The 15057-nt window shown below is 56.8% G+C and carries 14 protein-coding genes; 2 read left to right on the forward strand and 12 right to left on the reverse strand.

The genetic code is table 11. The features are described from left to right. Window positions 1–121 precede the first annotated feature (121 nt). Window positions 122–1003, forward strand: coding sequence for an MBL fold metallo-hydrolase (locus tag CA832_RS06130; RefSeq protein ID WP_088340650.1), 882 nt, complete (start codon window positions 122–124; stop codon window positions 1001–1003). A 48-nt stretch (window positions 1004–1051) separates the two neighbouring features. On the opposite strand, the gene CA832_RS06135 is transcribed toward CA832_RS06130, so the two are convergent. The 10 genes from CA832_RS06135 to CA832_RS06175 form a co-directional block, all read right to left on the reverse strand. Then, the gene (locus CA832_RS06135; RefSeq protein WP_088340651.1) at window positions 1052–2350 is read right to left on the reverse strand and encodes a prolyl oligopeptidase family serine peptidase; all 1299 of its coding nucleotides are present in this window, start codon (window positions 2348–2350) and stop codon (window positions 1052–1054) included. A gap of 98 nt (window positions 2351–2448) precedes the next feature. Continuing rightward, window positions 2449–3735: an NAD(P)/FAD-dependent oxidoreductase gene (locus CA832_RS06140; protein ID WP_088340652.1), complete on the reverse strand. Its 1287-nt coding sequence runs from the start codon at window positions 3733–3735 to the stop codon at window positions 2449–2451. A gap of 151 nt (window positions 3736–3886) precedes the next feature. Beyond that, window positions 3887–4480, reverse strand: a complete 594-nt coding sequence (locus CA832_RS06145) for a gluconate 2-dehydrogenase subunit 3 family protein (RefSeq protein ID WP_088340653.1) — start codon at window positions 4478–4480, stop codon at window positions 3887–3889. Continuing rightward, window positions 4480–6186 (reverse strand): GMC oxidoreductase, encoded by a 1707-nt coding sequence (locus CA832_RS06150; protein WP_088340654.1) that lies wholly within the window; start codon window positions 6184–6186, stop codon window positions 4480–4482. Before CA832_RS06150 ends, CA832_RS06145 begins: the two co-directional genes overlap by 1 nt. 304 nt (window positions 6187–6490) lie before the next feature. Next, the gene (locus CA832_RS06155; RefSeq protein WP_088340655.1) at window positions 6491–7000 is read right to left on the reverse strand and encodes a hypothetical protein; all 510 of its coding nucleotides are present in this window, start codon (window positions 6998–7000) and stop codon (window positions 6491–6493) included. A 95-nt stretch (window positions 7001–7095) separates the two neighbouring features. Continuing rightward, complete coding sequence (gene folE, locus CA832_RS06160) at window positions 7096–7779, reverse strand: GTP cyclohydrolase I FolE (protein ID WP_088340656.1); 684 nt, start codon at window positions 7777–7779, stop codon at window positions 7096–7098. 26 nt (window positions 7780–7805) lie between these two features. Beyond that, window positions 7806–7979: a Lacal_2735 family protein gene (locus CA832_RS14930; protein ID WP_143542341.1), complete on the reverse strand. Its 174-nt coding sequence runs from the start codon at window positions 7977–7979 to the stop codon at window positions 7806–7808. A 119-nt stretch (window positions 7980–8098) separates the two neighbouring features. Next, a complete protein-coding gene (locus CA832_RS06165; RefSeq protein WP_088340657.1) occupies window positions 8099–9079 on the reverse strand; it encodes a ThuA domain-containing protein in 981 nt (326 codons plus the stop codon). Between the two features lie 5 nt (window positions 9080–9084). After that, window positions 9085–12219 (reverse strand): PVC-type heme-binding CxxCH protein, encoded by a 3135-nt coding sequence (locus tag CA832_RS06170; protein WP_088340658.1) that lies wholly within the window; start codon window positions 12217–12219, stop codon window positions 9085–9087. Between the two features lie 53 nt (window positions 12220–12272). Further along, on the reverse strand, window positions 12273–13250 hold the full coding sequence (locus tag CA832_RS06175) for a YpdA family putative bacillithiol disulfide reductase (RefSeq protein WP_088340659.1): 978 nt from the start codon (window positions 13248–13250) through the stop codon (window positions 12273–12275). A 139-nt stretch (window positions 13251–13389) separates the two neighbouring features. Between CA832_RS06175 and CA832_RS06180 the strand changes: the two genes are divergently transcribed. After that, window positions 13390–13815 carry a CBS domain-containing protein gene (locus CA832_RS06180; RefSeq protein ID WP_088340780.1) on the forward strand — a complete coding sequence of 142 codons (426 nt, stop codon included), beginning with the start codon at window positions 13390–13392 and terminating at the stop codon, window positions 13813–13815. On the opposite strand, the gene rpe is transcribed toward CA832_RS06180, so the two are convergent. Continuing rightward, window positions 13812–14474, reverse strand: coding sequence for a ribulose-phosphate 3-epimerase (rpe, locus tag CA832_RS06185; protein WP_088340660.1), 663 nt, complete (start codon window positions 14472–14474; stop codon window positions 13812–13814). The two genes, CA832_RS06180 and rpe, sit on opposite strands and share 4 nt — an antisense overlap. A 36-nt stretch (window positions 14475–14510) precedes the next feature. Beyond that, window positions 14511–15026 (reverse strand): VOC family protein, encoded by a 516-nt coding sequence (locus CA832_RS06190; protein WP_088340661.1) that lies wholly within the window; start codon window positions 15024–15026, stop codon window positions 14511–14513. Window positions 15027–15057: the final 31 nt, after the last annotated feature.

A 15057-nucleotide genomic window follows, 5' to 3' on the forward strand; every position in this document is an offset into this window, starting at 1 on the left:
TCTTAGTATGGCCTTCCTGTAAAGGTAGGAAAATGATATGAGGGTCCTGTGGGGAAAAACCGGGACTTTCCGCTGGCGGCCCGGATTTTTCGTACCTTAAACTCAACATAAAACCAACCCTATGAAAACCCGACTTTTACCCCTCCTTTTGATGCTGCCCCTACTGGTAACCGCCCAACGCGATTGGAGCCAGGTGGAGGTCACCTCCGAGCCTCTGGCCGACAACCTCTATGTGCTTTTCGGGGCCGGTGGGAATATGGGCCTGGCCCTGGGGGATCAGTATGCCTACCTGATCGATGACCAGTTTGCCCCCCTGTCCGATAAAATCCTGGCGGCCATACGCCAGATCACCGACAAGCCCCTGAAATATGTCGTAAATACGCATTGGCACGGCGACCATGCCGGTGGTAATGCCCCCATGGCCGCGCAGGGGGCCGTCCTGATTGCCCACGACAATGTGCGAAAGCGGATGTCCTCCGTCCAGTGGGAGGGAACCGACCGGGAGACCCAGCCTGCGCCGTTTGCAGCCCTTTCCCGGATCACCTTCAATGAGAAAATGACGGTCCACCTCGATGCCTCCAACAGCATGCACCTGATGCATGTGAACCCATCCCATACCGATGGGGATACCTATGTCTACTTTCCCGAGGCCAATGTAATCCACATGGGAGACAACTTCATCAGTGGGTATCCGTTTATCGACATTGCCTCCGGGGGCGATATAGACGGCCTGGTCAGCAACCTGAATATGGCCCTTTTTATCGTGGACGACCAGACCCGGATTATCCGGGGCCATGGGCAAGTGGCTACCCGTGCAGACCTGCTGGCATTCCGGGATATGGTGGATACCATCCGCATGCGGGTACATCAGGCCAAGTCTTCCGGCAAATCCCTGGAGGAGGTACAACAAATGGGCCTTACAGCCGAATGGGACCAGCAATACGACAACGGGTTTATCAATGCCCAGCGCTTGCTGGAAGCGGTTTACGCCTCTGTGGACTAAAGCCCTGCCTGTAAAATTAAAAGCCGCCTCTTCAGGCGGCTTTTTCATTTATTTCTTCTGAGCTGCCAGCCACTGCATGACCGTTACCGGGGTGTTGCCCAGGCGCACCGGTTTCCCATCGAAGTCGCGCATGGCGGTATTCGCGTGGGAATAGATCCAGGACCAGTGCCCGCTATAGTGGAAGTCTTCCCCGCCATATTGCCCCGTGATATCGGTAACATGGTCGTAGAACGAGAAATGGACCTTCCGGGCCCCGGCTGCCATAAGCCGGTTGTATATGGGGACCACGGTTTCCTCCGGTACAGTAACCGGGTCGTCCTTGGAGTGGATAAACCAGATGGGTACGTTGCGGATGCTTCGGATCTGGGCATCGGAGAGGAACTCGGAGTGGTAGGCCAGGGCGCTGATATAACCGGCGGCGAAGTAGTCCGGGTGTTCCAGGATGAGCTTCAGGCTCATGTACCCCCCGTTGCTGCACCCGCCTACGTAGATCCGGTTGCGGTCTATTTCCGGATGGCGTTCCACATAATCCTGTATCAGCGCCATAAGCCCGGCATGGTAGATGTCATCGACGTCCCCACGGGTATATCCGCCCCCTTCTCGGTTCATCCAGAAGGTAGGGGTTTGGGGAACCAGAACATAGGCCCCTCCAAAAATTTGCTGGATCTCCGGAGAGGCGTAGTTGGCCGCCCGGTTGCCCAACAGGGCAATGGTGGGGTCGGTACCTCCTTCACCACCGCCGTGAAGCCAGATGAGAAGGGGTTTTTTGCCACTTCCCGTGGTAGGGGTATAATGGGCATAGGAGAGGGATTTCCCGGGGGCGTATTCGAAGGAGCCATCCAGGCGGAAACGGTCTGCCTGCGGCATGATCCGGCCGGTTTTCCAGGTCCAGGTCCTGCTGCTGGGCAGGTGGGTAACGCCTACCTGGTAGTCTACCCAGAAGTTGCCCCGTACTTTTTCATTGCGGGCATAATGGAAAGGGGAAGCCAGCCGCATCTGTGGGTTTACCGAAAGGACCAGGGTGAGGTATTCCCCTTTCGATTGACGGTTCCCGGAAGCATCTGAGATATAGGCGCCCAGGACTTCCCTCTCCCCGGAGGCGGTGTCCTCAGGCAGCTCTGCCAGGTCGGTTTTCCGGGTGGCCAGAACCGTAAAGGACCCTTCCGGGACGGAGTCCAGGGTTTGCCCGAAGTCCAGAACGACCTTGTTTACGGCGGGTCCCCAATCGAAGCCTTCAACCACAATCCGGTACTGTCCGGCCGGCTCGGGTGCGGGTTCGGCTTGGGCCTGCGCAGCGAGTATTACCAGGCTAAGGATGCCTGTGAGAATAGTTCGTATTGTTTTCATGAGTATGGTGTTTAGAGTTGGTTATGGCCCCGCCTTCGATCGTGATGGGCCAGGGGTGAAACACCCCTGGATGTTAGACGTCCCAGCTCCCAAAAGGTTTATTCCTCCTGTGGGTTCCGCTCATTTTCTGCCCTGCGGTAAGGGCGGATAATAAGCCCCAGGGGTCGGTCATAGCTGATATAATTGAAGGCCCAGTGGTAAAGGGCCGAGAGTTTGTTGCGGAAGCCAACCAGGGAAAGGATATGCACCAGCATCCAGACCAGCCAGGCAAAACCGCCCTGGAATTTCCAGTTGGGCAGGTCCACCACTGCACGCACCCGGCCTACTGTGGCCATTACGCCCTTATTGCTGTACTGGAAGGGCTGCATTTCCTGTTTGCGCAAAAGCCTGTCCAGATTCCGGGCCAGGTGCCTGCCCTGTTGCTGGGCTACAGGTGCCATCATGGGCAGCCCCTTTGGGTAGTCTTCCGAAATACATGCGGCTACATCCCCTATGGCAAAAATATCCTGGGTACCCAGGACCCTGTTACACGCATCCACGGCAATCCGCTGGCCGCGGCCATAACAGGAATCGGGCATGCCGGGAACCGGCGCTGCGCATACCCCAGCCGTCCAGATGACCGTATCGGTTGGGAAGGAGGAGCCGTCTTCCAACAGGATGCGGTCCTCCGTATAGGAGGCAACCCGGGAATGCAGCAAAACGTTTACCCCGAGCTCCTTCAGGTAGTCCAGCGCTTTTGCAGACGCTTCTTCGGACATGGCGTTTAATACCCTGGACCCTGATTGATACAGGTTTATGCTCATTCGGGAGGTGTCCAGGTCCGGGAAGTCCTTCGGGATGACGTGTTTTTTCATTTCTGCCAGGGCCCCGGCCATTTCAATACCGGCCGGCCCGCCCCCCACGATGGCGATATTCATGATCTCCTCCAGAGATTCCCCGCTGTAGTTGGCCAGGGCTTTTTCCAGGTTCTGGTAGATATAGCTGCGGATGTTCAGGGCATCGGGTACCGACTTCAGGGTAAGCAGCCGGTCTTTTACTGTGTCGAAATTGAAAAAATTGGTGGCGCTGCCCGTGGCCAGAACGAGGTAGTCATAGCCAATAGCGCCGATACTGGTATGGATGCGGTTGCGTTCCCATTCCACGGAATGCACCTGGGCCATCCGGCAGGTTATGTTGCGCTGGTTGCGGAAGATGCGGCGGATGGGGTAGGCAATACTGTCCGGTTCCAGTCCACCCGTGGCCACCTGATACAGCAGGGGTTGGAAATTGTGATAGTTGTTCCGGTCAATCAGGATAACCTCCACCGGCATTCGCCTGAGGGCCTTGGCCAGGGCAATCCCGCCGAAGCCGGCGCCTACGATTACGATTTTTGTGGGTGATGGCATCCGGGGATGGTTTTTAGGGAGGTAAGATACAACGGCGTATTGGGAAGGGCAACCCGTCGGCGTGGGTGCTATGGGGTTGCAGGGGTGGAGGGTAATTTAGCGGGTGGGAGGATGGGGGTTTTAGTGCTACAAAAAAATAAATCAAAACCCCTTACAAACTCCATCGGTTCCCGACTTCAGAAACCGGGATACAGCCGTTATAGGCCCCAGGGATCGGATCGTAGCTCAGGACGTTTTCGCCTATTTCTTCCGAGCTGAAATACGCCCAGATCAGGGTGGATTTAAACTGCCGGTAGAATCCGATGGGTGCTTCTTCGCCCACAGGGGTGCCCCATACGCTAATCCTGAATTTACCGTCCTCCTGTTCGGCCTGCTTCAGGACTTCGTGACGGCGGTCCTGGGAAAGTTCCGCAAAAACAGCCCCGAAAGCCTCTTTACAATGCGCGTCGAAACCCGCAAATGCATACCGCATACCCTCTTTTCCCTCAGGGTCGAAGGATTTTGCAATAAGGCGGTCTATAAAGATGTCGACTTTTACATCCAGGGCCCCGGGGGTATCGGTACGGGGGAGGATGGTATCGGCAAGGGATGCCACCAGTGCCGCTTCGGCCGGAGTAAAGAACAAGGGGGTCCAGTCCAGCCTTTTTTCGGATTGGCATGCCTGGAGAAGTGAAAGGGCAGAAGGCAAGGCCAGGGAGGCGCTGGCAAGGAGGCCGGTAGTCTTAAGGGCTTTTCTACGGTCCATCAGAGGTTGAATTTTTTGAGTTCAGAAACGGCGTGGTGTGCGGCGCGGGCGCTCAGGGCCATGTACGTAAGGGATGGGTTGACACAAGAGGAGGAGGTCATGCAGGCCCCGTCGGTAACGTACACATTTTCCGCCCCAAACACCTGGTTGTGGGCATTGAGGACCGCGGTTTTGGAGCTGTGCCCCATCCGGGCAGTCCCCATTTCATGTATGCCATAACCCGGTTCGTGTTCCTTGTCGAATCCTTCGACATCCTTCAGGCCTGCGCGTTCCAGCATCTCCACGGCATCTATCCGGATTTGCCGGTTGATGGCTTTTTCGTTTTCCTTAAACTCGCAGTCAATGGCTAGGGTTGGTTGTCCCCATTTGTCCAGGACGTCGGGATTCAGGCTTACTTTGTTTTCGTGGTAGGGCAGGCATTCTGCGAACCCTGTGATAAAGAACTCCCAGGGCCCGGGTTTGAGGATGGCATCCTTGTAGTCTGCTCCGAATCCTTCCATGTTGGCTGCCGCCTGTATCCCGCCACGGCTCCCGCCACCCTGGAACCCGAAGCCCCGCACAAAATCCTGTGACCGGGTGGTGTCGTCCAGGTTCCAGTAACGGGGGATGTAGATCCCGTTTGGCCTGCGCCCGCTGTAGGTTTCATTTTCAAAACCGTCCACCCGGGCTACGGCACCAATGCGATAGGTATGGTCCATCAGGTTGTGTCCGAGTTCCCCGCTGTCGTTGCCCAGGCCGTTAGGAAACCGGTTGGAAGTGGATTGCATCAGGATCTGGGTGGAACTCAGGCAGGAAGCATTGCAGAAAATAACGCGGGCGTGATATTCCAGGGCTTCGCCTGTTTCGGCATCGATGATGCGCACCCCAGTGGCCTTGCCCTTGTTTTCGTCGTAAATGATGGATTGTGCGATAGAGAAAGGCCGGATGGTCAGGTTGCCCGTGGCGTGTGCGGCGGGCAGGGTGACGGCATTGCTGCTGAAATAGGCCCCGTAGGGACAGCCCCGGCTGCAGCGGTTGCGGTACTGGCACTGACCCCTCCCGTTCAAGGGTTGGGTCAGGTGGGCCACCCGCCCAATAATCATATGCCTTCCCGGGAAGGCGCCCTCTATCCGCTCCTTCACGTGTTTTTCCACACAGTTCATTTCCATGGGGGGCAGGAAATGGCTGTCCGGCAGTTGGGGCAGCCCCAGGGCCTCCCCGCTAATCCCGGCAAACTTTTCCACATAGGTGTACCAGGGTTCTATGTCTTTGTAACGGATGGGCCAGTCCACACCGAAGCCGTCTTTGGCATTGGCCTCAAAATCCAGGTCGCTCCAGCGGTAGGTCTGTTTGCCCCATAGAAGACTCCGTCCTCCCATCTGGTGGGCCCTTACCCATAAAAAGGGTTTTACTTCCGTGTACGGGTTTTCCTGGTCATTGGCCCAAAAGTGCTCCGTGCTTTTTCCGATGAATCCGGTTCGTATGGCTTTATAGTGCCTGGCCTTTTCTTCCGGGGTTAGGGCCTCCCGGAGATTCATGTCCCAGGGGTCGTCGTTCATGGTGGGGTAATCCACCACGTGTTCTACCAGGCGCCCGCGTTCCAGGACAAGAGTCTTCAGGCCCTGTTCGCATAATTCCTTTGCAGCCCAGCCTCCGCTGATGCCCGAACCGATGACAATGGCATCGTAAGTCATCTCTTTGCGGGCATCAATATTGTAGTTTGCCATTCGTATTGGGTTAGGTGATCCCCAAGATACGAAATTGGAATAAAGGTAGGGGGGAGGTTTGTGGCGGGACTGCTTTTGCCTTGCATTCCTGAGTTGTAAGTTTTCTGCGGGCGGGGTTGGGGCCCCGCCCAAAGCCGTTACACAACCTTACAGTCTCTGTACCCCAGTACCACACCCCATCCCGAAACAGGCGCTCTCCATAGTGTTCACATGGAGGTATTAGCAATAACCCACATAGTTTTTCTGGGATTTCAGAATGGCACTTAATTGGGTAGTCCCCTTAGATCTTGTTCTGTTGGGAGAATTACCGGAACCGGTTTTCAGGGAAGGTGTAAAGGATGCCGATATTGGCAGTGGCCCATTCAAAACCATCTACTGCAATGCCTGTGTAGGATACGCTTATTTCGGTCTGTGGGCCAAAGAGGAAGCCCAGGATAGGCTTGTAATAAACCCCGCCCTCGTTGCCGTCATTCAACCCCAGGGCATATCCGCCATCAATTCCAAAGGAAAAGGAATTGGAGGGCCAGATGCGCACGCTGGCGGCCAAGGGAAGAAACTGTACACTGGGCAGGTCTATCCCCCCGCTGTCGAACTTTTCAGGGAATCCGTGGATGTAGCCCAGCATGGGCCCAAGGTCTACTACCTCCCCAAGGGCAAACATATATCCGGTATCAATCCCGGCTACCAGGCTTACGGCGTCGTTGGCATCGCCGGCAACAGGAAGGGATCCGTGTATACCGAGTTTAAACCCCTGCTGGGACTGCAGGGCACCAAAACAGCTCAGAAATAGGAATGTCCAGACAAATCGGTTCATAAGGTCAGTTTGTCCCTATAAACGCGTCATGGGAAATTTATTGCTCCTTACCAGGAGGTTTTGTTGTAAAAACCGGGAAAAAAGGGGTTTTGGGGTTAGTCTGCCAGAAAACTGCGGAGCTGGGCCTGGGTTTCCGGGTTCAGGAAGGCCCCACCGTAAAAGGCGGTAACCGTGGAGGAATGGTCGTCCTGGATTCCCCGGGAGGCTACACAAAGGTGTTTGGCGTCAATGATAACGGCCACATCTTCGGTGCGCAGGAGTTGCTGCAGGTCTGCCCCGATCTGGTTGGTCATGCGCTCCTGGACCTGGGGCCTGCGGGCATAATAATTCACAATCCGGTTCAGTTTGGACAGGCCGATGACCTTGCCACTGGAGATGTAAGCAATATGCGCTTTTCCGAAGATCGGGACAAAATGGTGTTCACAATTGGAATAGAACCCGATATGCTTCTCCACCAGCATCTGCCCGTATTGGTATTTGTTTTCGAACAAACTGGCTTCGGGGCGGTTCTCCGGGTTAAGGCCTGCAAAGATTTCATCTACATACATCCGGGCCACCCTCCCGGGGGTTCCCTTCAGGGAATCGTCGGTGAGGTCCAGGCCAAGGGTTTCCATAATCTGCCCGAAATGGTAGGCGATGCGCGCTTTTTTTTCGGAGTCTGAGAGGTCAAAAGCATCAGGCCTGAGTGGGGTCTCCATCCCTGAAGGCAGGTGGTCGTCCCCGTAGAGGTCGTGGCTATGGCCGTTGAGATTCTTGGCTTTGAGTATGGAATCGATCATTGGGCGTGTCTTTAGGCAGGGTTAGGTCAGGATTGGCTTTCCAGGGCTTTGATTTGGTCCATAACCGCTTCGGCCTCGGCATACTTGGCATCGCCCTGGCTGCGGTTTACCTGGGAAAGCCGGTGAGCTTCTCCCATAAGCTTGCGATAGCGGCGCTCCAGTTTTTCCTTCTGGGAAGTCGATTTAAACCATCCTAACATATCACCTTGGATTTGTAGGGTCCAAAGTAGGTATTATGTTTAACAATAAATGTTAAAGATTAAACAAAATTTGATTTACGGAGGTAACCCCAGCCGTCACTCCACGAGGAAGGGGGGCCTCAGGGGAGGAGGTCCTCGGGGCGCAGTTCTGGTTTATAGACCTGTCCGAAGCCCGAATTGTTTGGGGCGTATGGTCTAACAGGCTCCAGGTTGGGATTTTCAGGGACGGGAAGGTCGAGCCCCCACGCGATGCCATTCAGGGCAAGCCTGCGCATGTTGGGGTCCTTCCAGTCATAGGGATGCCCCAGCGTGGTAAAGAATACCCGGGCGGCTTTCCCGGCCTCCCCCGTATACGTCTTGGTCCAGGCAACGGGATTGGTTAGGGGGTACTGGTCGGTTTTGCCGGCCTCTTCATGTGCCGATCGTAAAGCCTGCCCGGTCAGCAAAGGGCGCGAATCGCCATATAGCTGCCACTCCCCGCCGTCCACATGGTAGAGCCAGGAGTATGCCTGGAAGGGTTCAACCCCGCCGAGGATGGGATGGTTGCCACCCTCGGCCACGGAAACCGAGGTAAGCGGGGCGCGCCCATCGTCGAAATGCCCGTGGTGGGTAATCCATTGCTGCCCAAATACGCGGGTGGGCCAGTCGTTGTTCATATGGGTATATGCGGAGGAATCGGGATAGAGGAAGGCATGGGTTGCCGTGCGGAAACCGACCATGGGTTTTCCGGATTCGGCGAATGCGGTAATCCGGGAAAGTTCTTCCGGCGGGAGGGCTCGGAAACGGGTGAAGAGGACCATCAGATCGGCGCTGTCCAGGGCTTCCAGTCCCTGGATATGGTCCAGGCGGTTCGGGTCGATAACCCCTGCGGAGTCCACCGAAAAACAAAGGGTTACCCGGGCCCCCAATTCTCGTTTTACCAGCCCGGCCAGCATCGGCATGGACTCTTCGGAACGGTATTCTTCATCCCCGATTACAAAGACGATATGCGGGGTGCCTTCACCCTGCTTGCTGGCATCAGTTTTGGATACGGCCTCACCGCAAGCAACCAACAGGAACAAAATCATCAAAAAGAGGAAGGGGTGGAGCGCTTTGTTCATGGGTATTACTTTAATTCATCAGTATGGTAAAAGCCTTTTTTGTCTTTTTCTGCTTCCCGTATCTCCGAAACGACCCCGGCAGAAACGGGTGCTGCCCGGTTCCCGAAAGCATTGCGGACATAAGTCAGGACCGCAGCTATTTCCTCATCGGTCAGGAGGCCCTCAAACGGAGTCATGGGCACGGTTCCATCATAGGCGATGGCATTGATCATAAGCGGGCCCTGCAAGCCTTTTAAAGTAACTTTTATCAGCCGTTCTTCTGGGCCGCTGACCCATGAGCTATTGGCCAGGGGCGGAAACCCCGAACCCGGGAGCCCTTGTCCATCCTCCTGGTGACAAGTTACGCAGAAACCGTCTCGCATGTAGATCTCCCGCCCATTTACAAAGAGCAGACTATCACGGGCGTTAAAACCTTCGGGCACCGGAATCTCCATTTTTTCCACATCGTTTTCCCGCTGACCCGTAATGCGGCGGTTTACGGCCAGGAAGGGATCTTGATTCCAAGTATCCAGGCCCGACCTGAGCAGGGTTTCCATAATGGTTTTCGCCTCGGCGTCCGGCAACCAGGAGGCAGCGGCCAGGACTTCCATACGCACCCTGCCATGGGGGTCTGCGGCAGCGGAAAGCAACAACCCGGGTGCCTCTTCAATAACATGGGTGTTGTAGCGCACTGCACGTACTGCAGCGGCCCTTACCCTGTGGTCCGTGGAGGCCAGCAAGTCGCCCAGCAATGCGGTATCGACGCGGTTGGCCCCCCAACTCACCCAAAGGGCCTCCAGGCGGTGGTGTTCCGAATCTGGGTCTTCCGGGTCAATTTCGCTGAGCCATTTGGTCAGGGCTTCCATTACCCTGTCCGAATCCCTGCCCCTGAGTGCCCGCCGAGCCCGGTAACGGGTCCGGTAGTCGGGGTTTTTCAGCAGCTCGAGCAATGCCGCCGTACCTGCCCCGGCGACCTGTGCCGGCACGGTGGTGGCACGGTCGGTCCGGCTGATCCTGTAAATCCGCCCATGGCTGTGGTCGCGGTAGGGGTCACGGGCGTTGTGTTGCATATGGCCCACCAGCATATTGTGCCAGTCGACTATATAGAGGGTCCCGTCCGGTGCAAATTCGAGGTCTACCGGGCGGAAGTTCCGGTCCGAGCTCTGCAGCAGGTCCTGGCGGAATTCCAGGCGGTACCCGGTGCCGTCCTCGACTACCTTATGCTGTTTGATCCCCAGAAACCCTATGCTGTTGCACAGCAGGACATCTCCCTGTACCTCTTCGGGGAAATGGCGGCTCGAAACGAATTCCAGGCCGGCGGTGGGCCTGACCTTATGCGCGTCGGGTACCAGGTCTGCCGGAAGGGGGTGGGATACGCCGTACTCCGGCTGGATTGTCCCGGGTAGCATCCACCGCAGGGCCGGGCCGGAGGTGTCCAGGAAAAACGGCTGCCCCCATCGGTCGAAGGCGATCCCCCAGGGGTTGGGGATGGGGAGCTGGGCCGTGCGCTCCAGGTGCTGGCGTCTGGGGTTGTACCGGTAGAACCCGCCCTGGGTACCCCTTACCGTACCGTACGGGGTCTCCACATTGGTGTGCAGGAAGGTGCCCTCCCCCATATAAATGGCCCCGCTTGGGTCTGCCGTGTAGGCGCTAATGGCATGGTGGGTATCGTGGTCGTCGAATCCGCTCAGGAGGATTTCCTCTTGGTCTGCACGGTCGTCCCCATCGGTGTCCGAAAGTCGTTTGAGGTGGCTGCCCTGGGAAACATATACCCCCTCCGGGCTTAGCTCGAAGCCCACTGGCAGGTGGAGGCCGTCTGCCCAGACCTTCAGGGTGTCGGCACGGCCATCCTGGTCGGTGTCCTCCAGGATGATCAGTTTATCGTTGGGCCGGGAATCCCCGGGTTTATAATGCGGATAGGAGGGCATAGTGGCCACCCAGAGACGACCCGAGTCGTCGAAGGAGAGCTGAACCGGATTAGCCAGCTCGGGGAATTCCCGCTCCGAGGCAAAGAGTTCTATGGTATACCCCGGAGCAAGGGTAAAGGACGCCAGGGCATCCTCCCCATAAAGATAGCCGGAGCCATGCCCGTAGGTCTCGGGTTGGTAGTTGGAGGTAACTTCCGGAAGCACCCGGGTACGGGCATCTGCCGCAGCCAGGTCGAAGGCCTCCCCCCTGGCGGCGGCCCAGATGGCGGTATCCCGCACCGCGGTCATCTGGCGGATTTTTTCGAGTTCGAACGGGTAGTTGTCCGGGCCAAAGGGGTCGTACCGCCGCCCGAAGACATGTACCCCGTTCGGGATTTTGAAGTCGTTTTCCCAGAACCAGTTCTTTTCCTGTACCGCCTGGAGTATTTCCGGGTTGGGTGTGTTGGTGTCCCGGAGCCCGAAAAGAGCCTCCGCCAGGTGTGCTGCCAGTTTGCGGTTGCCCAGTTCGTTAAGCTGTAACCCGTCTATGGTATGGGGCTCTTCGGCCCTGTACCAGCCTTCTGAAGCGTGGTACAGGTCCACGAAAGGGACGTCCATTTCCGAAGCCACCCGCTGCATCATCGCCGTGTGCGCTTCCAGCTTTTGGTTAGCGGCTTTAAAGTCCGGGAGTTCCGCCTCGGTAATGCCTTCCTCCAGGGCCGTGGGGGAGAGCAGGACCAGGAAGGGCGTGCTGTTGCCGTTATAGGCCTGGGCCCGGGTATGGGTTATAAAGGCCCGGAGTTCCTCTTCCGAAACGGCTTGGTAGCCCTCTGGGCGAAGGGCTTCGCTATACCCGAAAAACGCCAGGAGGAGATCGGCCTGTAAGCGGGTCAGCCATTGGTCCGGGGTCTCCAGGTGTCCTTCGCTCCCGGAAGGCGGGTAGAGCCCGGAAAGCAAGGCTTCCGCCTGGGGGAAAGCCCATGGGCTGTTCCTACCGGAATGGGGCCGGAAGCCCGGGGTGTTGCCCCCGTCCCCCATATTCCGGATGCGCAATAGGCTGTCCGGGAAGGCCTGCTGCAGGGTGGCCTCAAAAAGGCCGTACTGCATCATGCGGGAAGGCAGGTTGTTGCCAATAAGCACCAGGGTATCCCCTTTGCGGATGGGGACCAGCGGCTGGTTTCGGTCACAGGCTGCGGCCAGGACAAGCAGGCCGGCGAGGTACCCGAGGATTCGGGTCCGGGAGGTAACGTGCATCAGGGAGCGGTTGGGTTCCCCTAAAGCTAAGGAAATTTTTGGCGTAACGCCCCTTAAGCCTCTGAGCTGGTCGGCTTTTGAGAGGCGGAAATGTGGTTGGCAATGAGCCGGGCGTGGTCGCGGGAGTTTTCGATGAACCACTTGTGGGTTTCCATCCCCCCGCAGATCACCCCTGCCAGGTAGAGCCCCGGCACGTTGGTTTCCATGGTTTCCGGGTTGTAGTGCGGCCGCTTTTTGCCATCCTCGCTGAGGTCGATGCCCGCCTGTTCCAGAAACGCAAAATTGGGTTGGTATCCGGTAAGGGCCAGGACGAAGTCATTTGGCAATTCCACCCGCCCATCAGGGGTGTCTATCAGCAGGCGGTCCGGAAGCACTTCTGCCACCGTACTGTTGTAAAAGGCCTTTATACTGCCTTCCTCAATGCGGTTAAGGATATCCGGCCGGACCCAGTACTTTACCCGCGTTCCGATTTCCGGGCCCCTTACGATCATGGTGACTTCGGCACCTTTTCGCCAGCACTCAAGGGCGGCATCTACCGCAGAGTTGCTGGCCCCTACTACGGCCAGTTTCTGGCTGGCATAGAAGTGGGGGTCTTTATAGTAATGGGATACCTTCGGCAGGTCTTCCCCGGGAACCCCCAGCAGGTTGGGCAGGTCGTAGAACCCGGTAGCGATGATTACATGGCCCGAATGGTACTCCGCCTTACTGGTCCCGATATGGAACCCACCGGCCTCCCGCCGGATCGCGGTGACCTCCTCAAAAAGGTGGATGTTGAGTTTGTTGGAGGTGACGATGCGGCGGTAATATTCCAGGGCCTCGTTGCGCTTGGGTTTCGCTTCCTTGCTGATAAACGGTATGTCGTCGATCTCCAAGCGTTCCGAGGAGGAAAAAAACTGCATGTTAACCGGATAGTTGAACAGGGAGTTCACGATAGGGCCTTTTTCCAGGATGAGGTAGGAGAGCCCCTTCTTCTGGGCTTCCAACCCGCAGGCAATCCCAATTGGTCCTCCTCCAATGATTATCAGGTCCATATCCGCTCCGGCTTGTTTCTTGCAAAATTAGCTAAACTATCCGGAAAGGCCACGGACCCGCCCGGCATGATATTTATCATACTTTTTGGGAGGTAAACCTATGATCTTTAAGTCACAGAACCCTGTAAATCCTATTGATATGAAAGTCCAGGAGCGCGTACCGGTTTCCAGCATCATGAGTACCCAGTTGGTCGTGCTCAATACCTCCGACGGACTGGAAAAGGCCGAACACCTGTTTAAAAAACACCGTATCCGTCATATCCCTGTCATCCAGGGGAAAAAGATCGTGGGCATGCTCAGCCTCACGGACCTGTTGCGCATCAGTTTTGCCGATGGGGCCTATGAGGAGGAAGAGGACATCGAAGCCGTGGTATACGATATGTTCTCCATCTCCCAGGTCATGGCCAAGAATATCAAGACCGTAAGCCCGGAGACCACGGTTAAGGAGGTGGCCCAACTCCTCTCAAAAGAAGAGTTTCACGCCCTCCCGGTAGTGGAAGACGGCGCCCTGGTGGGGATCGTAACCACCACAGACCTGATCCGCTACCTGCTGGACCAGTACTAAGGAAGGGAAAGGGATGCCAGACGGGAAATAGTACCTGTCGGGTTCTCAGAGCGGAAGACTGTACTTCCCGCCACCAGCACATCTGCCCCTGCCTCCAGGAGGGAGGCGGCATTCTCCAGGGTAACCCCCCCGTCAATTTCGATATGGGTGTTGCAGCCCCGATCATTAATTAGGGCGCGCAGTGCTTTAATTTTTTCGTAGGTTCTGGGGATAAAACGCTGCCCGCCAAAGCCGGGATTGACGCTCATCAGGCACACCAGGTCTATTTCTTCGAGCACCTCAGAAAGCACTTCCACAGGGGTATGGGGGTTCAGGGCCACCCCGGTTTTCATCCCGGCGCTGTGGATGTGCTGCAAACTCCGGTGCAGGTGGGTGCACGCTTCGTAGTGCACGGTTAGGTTATGGGCTCCCAGCCCGGCAAAAGTATCGATGTAGCGGTCCGGATCCACAATCATCAGGTGAACGTCCAGGGGTTTGGTAGCGTGTTTTGCTATAGCCTGAATAACCGGCATCCCATAGGAGATATTTGGCACAAAAAGCCCGTCCATAACGTCTATGTGGTGCCAGTGGGCTTCGCTGGCTTCCACCATCTTAACATCGCGTTCCAGGTTTCCAAAATCCGCTGCCAGCAGGGAAGGGGCTATTATCGGGTGTTTCATGCGCTTGGGAATTAATGCAAAGGTAGGGGTTTTGGGCTAAGGTTCCTCCGCTGCCAGGGCAGCCAGCGCCTCCAGGTCCAGGCTTCGGGTAAACATTTTAAGGTTGCCCTCAGGGTCCCGTGGCCACCGGGCGCGGGGCCGGTCCCAGTAGAGCTCCACCCCGTTGCCGTCCGGGTCATCCAGGTAAAGTGCCTCGGAAACCCCATGGTCTGCCGCCCCGGTAAGCGGGTATCCGGCTGCCATAAGACGCGCGTAGATCCGGGCCAGGTCTTCCCGCTTCGGGTAACAAATGGCCACGTGGAATAATCCGGCGCTGTTCCTCGGGGCAGGAGGGGCACCGAGGCTCTGCCAGGTATTCAGGGCAAGGTGGTGGTGGTAGTCCCCGGAAGCGAGGAAAACAGCCTGTTCTCCGTAGCGCTCTGTGATATGAAACCCCAAGAGGTCCCGGTAAAAGGCCAGGGCGCGGTCCAGGCGGGAAACTTTCAGGTGGACATGCCCAATCCGGGTACCGTCCGGTACCTGATAGACATTGGAAGCGTTGCCGTTTTCCATGGTCAAGGAGGGTTATGCAGGAGGGCTGGGT

Origin of the sequence: Robiginitalea sediminis, assembly GCF_002198115.1 — a bacterium.
In the GTDB taxonomy this organism is placed as follows: domain Bacteria; phylum Bacteroidota; class Bacteroidia; order Flavobacteriales; family Flavobacteriaceae; genus Robiginitalea; species Robiginitalea sediminis.